The sequence below is a fragment of the Candidatus Eisenbacteria bacterium genome (genome assembly GCA_035577985.1).
Lineage (GTDB): Bacteria > Desulfobacterota > Binatia > DP-6 > DP-6 > DATJZY01.
Genome location: DATJZY010000076.1, coordinates 1 through 6,204 on the forward strand (window position 1 = coordinate 1; position 6,204 = coordinate 6,204).

7 protein-coding genes are annotated in these 6,204 nt (G+C 72.6%); 5 read left to right on the forward strand and 2 right to left on the reverse strand.

The features are described 5' to 3' along the window. Positions 1 to 1,380: DUF3536 domain-containing protein (locus VMS22_11465; GenBank protein ID HXJ34639.1), on the reverse strand; the 1,380-nt coding region annotated here is incomplete at its 3' end. Positions 1,381 to 1,435: 55 nt separating this feature from the next. Between VMS22_11465 and VMS22_11470 the strand changes: the two genes are divergently transcribed. The 5 genes from VMS22_11470 to VMS22_11490 are packed head-to-tail and all read left to right on the forward strand — an operon-like array spanning position 1,436 to position 5,694. After that, positions 1,436 to 1,849: a hypothetical protein gene (locus tag VMS22_11470; protein HXJ34640.1), complete on the forward strand. Its 414-nt coding sequence runs from the start codon at positions 1,436 to 1,438 to the stop codon at positions 1,847 to 1,849. Between the two features lie 9 nt (positions 1,850 to 1,858). After that, a complete protein-coding gene (locus tag VMS22_11475) occupies positions 1,859 to 3,160 on the forward strand; it encodes a hypothetical protein (GenBank protein ID HXJ34641.1) in 1,302 nt (433 codons plus the stop codon). After that, complete coding sequence (locus tag VMS22_11480; GenBank protein HXJ34642.1) at positions 3,141 to 3,962, forward strand: ABC transporter permease; 822 nt, start codon at positions 3,141 to 3,143, stop codon at positions 3,960 to 3,962. Before VMS22_11475 ends, VMS22_11480 begins: the two co-directional genes overlap by 20 nt. Beyond that, on the forward strand, positions 3,959 to 4,732 hold the full coding sequence (locus tag VMS22_11485; protein HXJ34643.1) for an ATP-binding cassette domain-containing protein: 774 nt from the start codon (positions 3,959 to 3,961) through the stop codon (positions 4,730 to 4,732). Before VMS22_11480 ends, VMS22_11485 begins: the two co-directional genes overlap by 4 nt. After that, positions 4,726 to 5,694, forward strand: coding sequence for an MlaD family protein (locus VMS22_11490; protein ID HXJ34644.1), 969 nt, complete (start codon positions 4,726 to 4,728; stop codon positions 5,692 to 5,694). Before VMS22_11485 ends, VMS22_11490 begins: the two co-directional genes overlap by 7 nt. Here the strand turns inward: VMS22_11490 and VMS22_11495 are convergent. Next, on the reverse strand, positions 5,678 to 6,204 hold a 527-nt coding region (locus VMS22_11495), incomplete at its 5' end, for an acyl carrier protein (protein ID HXJ34645.1). The two genes, VMS22_11490 and VMS22_11495, sit on opposite strands and share 17 nt — an antisense overlap.

A 6,204-nucleotide genomic window follows, 5' to 3' on the forward strand; every position in this document is an offset into this window, starting at 1 on the left:
GAGCCGTCGCGCGAGATCGAGCGCGCGCCCGGCCTGTCGCAGGACGAGCGTGCCCTCGACGCCCGCCAGATCGTCGAAGAACCACCCGCAGCTCGTCTGCATGAGCATGGCGTGGCGGGCCATCTCGAGACCGCGGCGCGCCGTCACCACCTCGGCCCTGGTGGCGCCGGGGCGCAGCTCCGCCTCGAGGAAGGCGAGGGTGCGATCCGGCTCGACGACGCAGTCGACGTAGCGATCGCGTGCACCCCACGGATCGCGCAGCGGCCCCGCCGTCTCCCGTTCGAACACGACCGCCAGCTCGTCGCGGAGCCAGTCGATCGCGGCGCGCAGCGGCGCGCGCCACGCCTGCGTCCACTCGGGCGGTCCCGCCACGCGGCATCCGCAGTCGCTTCGCCATCGCTCGACGCCGTGGGCGCAGCTCCACGAGCTGTCCGGGACGATCTCGAGCTCGTCGCGCGGCGGCGACAGGGCCCGGAACGCCGCGGGACCCAGGAGCGAGACCTCGGGATCGCGCCGCAGGCTCTCGATCGCGTAGGCGATGGCCATCTCCCCGAACTGATGGTGGTGCCCGAAGGTCTCCCCGTCGGTCGCGGCGCAGACGAGACCGTCACCGTCGTCGCGTGCGAGAACGGTGCGAAGCCGCTCGACGAGGGCGCCACCGTCGCGCAAGAGCTCGCCGAACGCCAGGCCCTGCGAGATCGCGGCATCGCGGAACACGATGTCGATGGCGGCGCCGCTCGGCAGGTTGCAGCGGTAGAGGCGCCGGACGTCCAGCGTCTCGGCCGTGACGTCGCGCCAGCTCGCCTCGTCGCCGCCGATGGGTCGTACGCGCCTCGCCTGGTGCGGCGACAGCATGGTGAGCGTGATGCCCGACGCCGCCAGGGCCTCCAGCGACGTCACGTCGACCGCCATCTCGGGCAGCCACATCCCGTCCGGCCGCCGTCCGAAGCGCAGCTCGAACTCCCGTACGCCCCACACGACCTGCGTCGCCACGTCGCGCGGCGTGCAGAGCGGAAGGATCGGGTGGTTGTACGCCTGCGCCCATGCGTTGCCGAAGCCGGTGCGGCGCCGGCTCTCGGCATCGGCGGCGCGCACGCGCTCCACGAGCGCCGGAGCGCGCGCCGCCATCCACGACAGCAGCGTCGGTCCGACGTCGAAGCTCGTCCACGCATAGTTGTCGACGACGCCGCGCACGCGCCCGTGCGCATCGAGCAGGCGGGCCTCGGCGTTGGGCGCGTAGCACTCGCGTGTGATGCGGACGTTCCAGTCGTGGTCCGGCGCCGCGGACGGCTCGCCCTCGAGCACTCCGAGCCAAGGATGCTCGCGCGGCGGCTGGTAGTAGTGCCCGTGGATGCACACGGCGCGCACGCGTGAGGGCACGATCAACCCGTTGTGCCGGGTTGCTCCCGCCGGGGCAAGCCGATAATGGGCCGCCGTGCAGCGCGCGCTCCGCCTCGTGGCCGGCGTCCCCATCCTCCTGGGCATCCTCGGCATGGGCGCGCTCGGCGGTGGGCGCGACGCCGCCGCACCGCAGGAGGACGTGCGGGCGCGTCTGGTCGACGTCGACGGCGCGCAGGTCGAGGTGACGCACCTGTCGGTCGGCGGCGACACGACGCTCGAGGGCGAGCTCGGCCGCGGGCGCCTGCGTGTGCCCTTCAGCCGCATCGAGCGCATCGAGCTGGCCTCCGAGAGCAAGGATCGTGACCGCATGCGCGCGACGGTGACGCTGCGCGAGGGCGCACCCGTCACGCTCGTCCTGCGCAGCTCGACGACGTTCTACGGCCAGCTCGCGAGCGGCGCCTATCAGGTCCGCGCCCGCGACCTCCGCAGCGTCGAGATCGGACGCTGAGCCACGTCCGTGCGCGGCGCCGTCGCGGCTGCCCTGCTTCTCGTCCTCGCGCCCCGCCTGCCGGCCTTCGAGATCGGCTGCTGGCCCCTCTTCCGCTACGAGCACGACGAGGCGACCGGGCACCTCCACTGGTCGGCGCTCGGCCCGCTCGTCGAGTACGACTCGTCGGCCGCCGGCCGTGCGCTCGCGATCAGGCCCCTCCTCTGGCTCCGGCAGCAGCGCGACGGGCGGGATCAGCAGGCGGACTTCCTCTATCCGATCGCCGCCACGCGCTGGCAGGGCGACGAGTGGTCGGTCCGCTTCCTGCTCTTGAGCGCCCGCGGCAGCCCGAAGAGCGAGGGCGACACGGGCGCGAGCTTCACGCTCTTTCCGTTCGTCTTCTATCGCGACCGCGGCGACGACCCGCCCGACGTCGGCGTCCTTCCCTTCTACCTCGACCTGCACGACCGGTTCGGCTTCGCGCGGATCCGGGCGATCGGGTTTCCGCTCTTCGCGCGATTCGAGGAACCGCGCGTGACGCGGACCTACGCTCCATTCCCGATCGTCTCCTGGCTCGGCGGCGAGGACGGCGATGGCCTCCGCGTCTTCCCGATCTTCGGGACGACGACCATCGCCGGGCGCGAGCGCTCGGGCTTCGCGGCCTGGCCGTTCCTCGCCTGGAGCGACCGGCAGGATCCGGCCTACGGAGCCGAGCACCGGCTCGTCGCTTTCCCGTTCTTCGCGCGACTCGACGGCGAGCAGCGCGAGAGCCGCGCCTACATCCTCACCGGCTACACCCACTCGATCGATCGGCGCCGCGGCACCGAGTCGACCGGCGCGCCGTGGCCGTTCGTCTTCCGGGAGCGTCGCCTCGGCGAAGACGACTACACGACGTGGCGGCTCGCCCCGTTCTATGGCCGCAGCGACGACGGCGCCGTGTCACGCCGCTTCTACCTCTGGCCCGCGTGGCGGACGCTCGCGGAGGATCGGGGCGACTTCCACTTTCGGCGTCGTGATGCTTTGCTCCTCGCGTGGCGGTCGCAGTGGGACTGGGACGAGGCGACGGGTTCGTCGCATGCGCTCATGACCCTGATCGGCGGCTTTCGCGCCGAGCGCACGGGAGATCGTGCGAGCGGCCAGGCGCCGGCGGTCCTCGACGCGCTCCTGCCGGCGAATCGCGGCATCCGCGAGCTGTGGGCGCCGCTCACGGCGGTCGTGTCCTGGGAGCCGGGCCCGGACGGGCTCGACTGGGATCTCGCCTACGGCCTCGTCGCGCGCCGTCACGGCGTGCTGCACGGGCCCTGGTACGTCCATGGTGACACCGGCGGCTGACGCCCGCGTCGCTCCGCCGTTCGCGGCGCTCGGGCGCCTCGGGGCGGGCGCGCTCGACATGCTGCAGGTGCTGGGCGAGGCGGCGCTGCTCCTCGTCACCACCATCCGGCACTTCGGCCTCCGCGCCCCCGATCGCGAGCGGCTGGCCCTCGAGCTGCGACGGATCGGGACCGACACGCTCCCGATCGCGGCGTTGCTCTCGCTCTTCGTCGGTATGGTCCTGGTCGTGCAGACGGCCGACCAGGTGCGCGAGGTGAGCCAGGGCGTGCTCGGTCCCATCGTGGGTCTCGCCATGACGAAAGAGCTCGGCCCCACGATGATGGCGTTCCTCCTCGCCGGGCGCGCCGGCTCGGCCATTGCCGCCGAGCTCGGCGCCATGTCCGTGTACGACGAGGTGGCGGCGCTGCGCACGATCGACGTCGACCCGGTGCGCTTCCTCGTGCAACCGCGCCTCCTCGCCGCGACCATCGCCCTCCCCATCCTCATCCTCTACGCCGACTTCATCGGCATCGCCGGCGGCGCGGCGGTCGTGGGACTCGATCCCGCGATCAAGATCTCGGTCGACGAGTACCTCGCACGCATGCTCGAGTGGGTGCACCTGCGCGACGTCCTGGTGGGCCTCGGCAAGGGCGCGGTGTTCGGTCTCGTGGCGGCGCTCCTTCCCTGCACGTGGGGCCTGCGCACGCGCGGCGGCGCCGATCGCATCGCCGTCTCGACCACGGCGGCCGTCGTGTGGAGCTTCGTGCTGATCCTGGTGTTCGACTTCATCATCGTCCGTGCGACGCTGGTGGTGGTGTCGTGAGCCGCCGCGCGGGCGTCGCCGCCGAGCTGGTCGGGGTCGAGAAGCGCTACGGCGACGCCGTGGTGCTGGGCGGCATCGACCTCGCGGTTGCACCGGGAGAGCTCGTCGCCATCGTCGGCCAGAGCGGCCAGGGAAAGTCGGTCCTCCTCCGTCTGCTCGCCGGCCTGGAGCCGGCCGACCGCGGTCGCATCACCGTCGGCGGCCTCGACATCGCGCGCTACCGCGCGCTCCCCGCCGCCGAGAAGCCCTTCCGCATGGCCATCGTGTTCCAGAACGCCGCCCTGCTGGGCTCGCTCACCGTCGCCGAGAACGTGGCGCTCCGCAGCCGCGAAGACGGCGTCTCGCCGCCCGCGATCGGCGAGCTGGTGCAACGCGTGCTCGCCCTGGTCGACCTCCGCGGCGCGGAGCACAAGCGGCCGACGGAGCTCTCGGGCGGCATGCGCAAGCGCGCCGCCATCGCGCGCGCCCTCGCGCTCGATCCCGACCTCATCCTGTACGACGAGCCCACGGCCGACCTGGATCCGATCCTCACCGAGCAGATCGCCGGCGTCGTCCGCCGCATCCGCGCCGAGCGCGGCGCGACGCAGATCGTGGTCACGCACCACCTGCCGCTCGCCTGCACGCTCGCCGACCGCATTGCCGTGCTCCACGCCGGACGTCTCGTCGAGTGCGGGCCGCCGGCGACGGTCCTCGCCAGCACGCATCCGTTCACGCGCGCCTTCGTGCGGGCCGCCACCTTCGCCAACGACTTCCCGGAGGCGCCATGCTGACCCACGAGCAACGCATCGGTCTGTTCGTGCTGGGTGCGCTCGTCCTGCTGCTGGTCGCCGTCGAGCTGACGATGGGCCTCGGGATGTTCCACCGTCGCGTCACCGTGTATGCGACCTTCGCCGACGTGCAAGGCCTGGATCGCGGCGCCGAGGTGCGCCTCGCCGGCATTCGCGCCGGCCGCGTCGGCGACATCCGGCTCGAGGGCGAGCACGTGCGTGTCGCGCTCGCGCTCGACCCGACCCTCCTGCCGCGGCAGGACAGTCGCGCGCGTCTCGACTTCAGAGCCTTGAGCGGCGAGCGCTTCGTGTCGCTGTCGGCGGGCAGCGCGGACTCGCCGCCGGTCGCGCCGGGCGGAACGATCGAGGGCGAGACGCCGGCCGGCCTCGCCGACGCGGTCGATCGCCTGAGCGCGGTCGCCACCTCGGTCCGGGAGCTCACCGATCGGCTCGGCACGGACGCCGGCCGGCTGCTCGGGACACTCGCCGACGTCGTCGAGGACAACCGGCGGGAGCTGACGTCGCTCACCCAGAACCTGGCCTCGATCACGACCAAGCTCGACACCGGGACCGGCACGCTCGGCCGGCTCGTGAACGACCCCGCGCTCTACGATCAGATGAGCGCCGCCGTGGGCGAGGTCCGCAGCTCGGTCGCCGACCTCGGCACGGTGACCCGGCGTCTCGCCGACGGCGAGGGGACGCTCGGGAAGCTCGTGTCGCGCGACGACGGCCTCTACACGCAGCTCCGCGACACCGTCGACGACCTCGGCACGACCGCCCGGAACGCCGAGGCGATCACGAGCGCGCTGCGCTCGGGTCAGGGCACGCTCGGCCGTGCGCTCACCGACGACTCGCTCTACACCGACGCGCAGGACACGATGCGGACGGCAGGGCGAGCGGCACAGTCCGTCGAGGACCTGGCGCCGATCTCGCTCCTCGGCACGATCATCACGAGCTTGTTCTGAGGAGGCCGGTCGGCTCGGCGCCGCGCGCGATGCGCACGTGGATGCCCCGGCGCGTGAGCGGCGCCAGCTGGGCCGTGAGGTCGGCCACCCGTTCATCCGTGATCGACCCCGTCATCGTGATGGCGACGGTCGTGCCGGCGCCGCTGCGCCGCGCATCGTCCATGATGGCCTCGAGCAGATAGGGCGTGAGCGCCCCCGAGCGCTCCATGACGAGCCCCTTGGGTCCGGTGACGCGCACGCGACCCGTCGAGACGCCGTCGCCGGTGCGGGCGAGGCGGCTCTTGCGATCGCGGATGGCGGCGACGGTCGCCGTCACCAGCTCGCCGTAGGTCCGGATCTCGTCGAGCGCGCGCTCCGGCATGCGTACACCGAGTCGCGACTCGACGGCGAGCAGCAGGTCCACCATCGCGGCGTCGTCGGTCGCCGCCACCCGGCACACGAGCTGCCTTGGAAGATCCACCGGCACCACCCGATCGCCCACCTGATATACCGTCTTCCTCATCATTCGCC

Excerpts from the sequence above, each read along its gene's own strand:
- VMS22_11480 (HXJ34642.1), top strand. The coding sequence starts at position 3,141 with ATGGTGACACCGGCGGCTGACGCCCGCGTCGCTCCGCCGTTCGCGGCG.
- VMS22_11490 (HXJ34644.1), top strand. The coding sequence starts at position 4,726 with ATGCTGACCCACGAGCAACGCATCGGTCTGTTCGTGCTGGGTGCGCTC.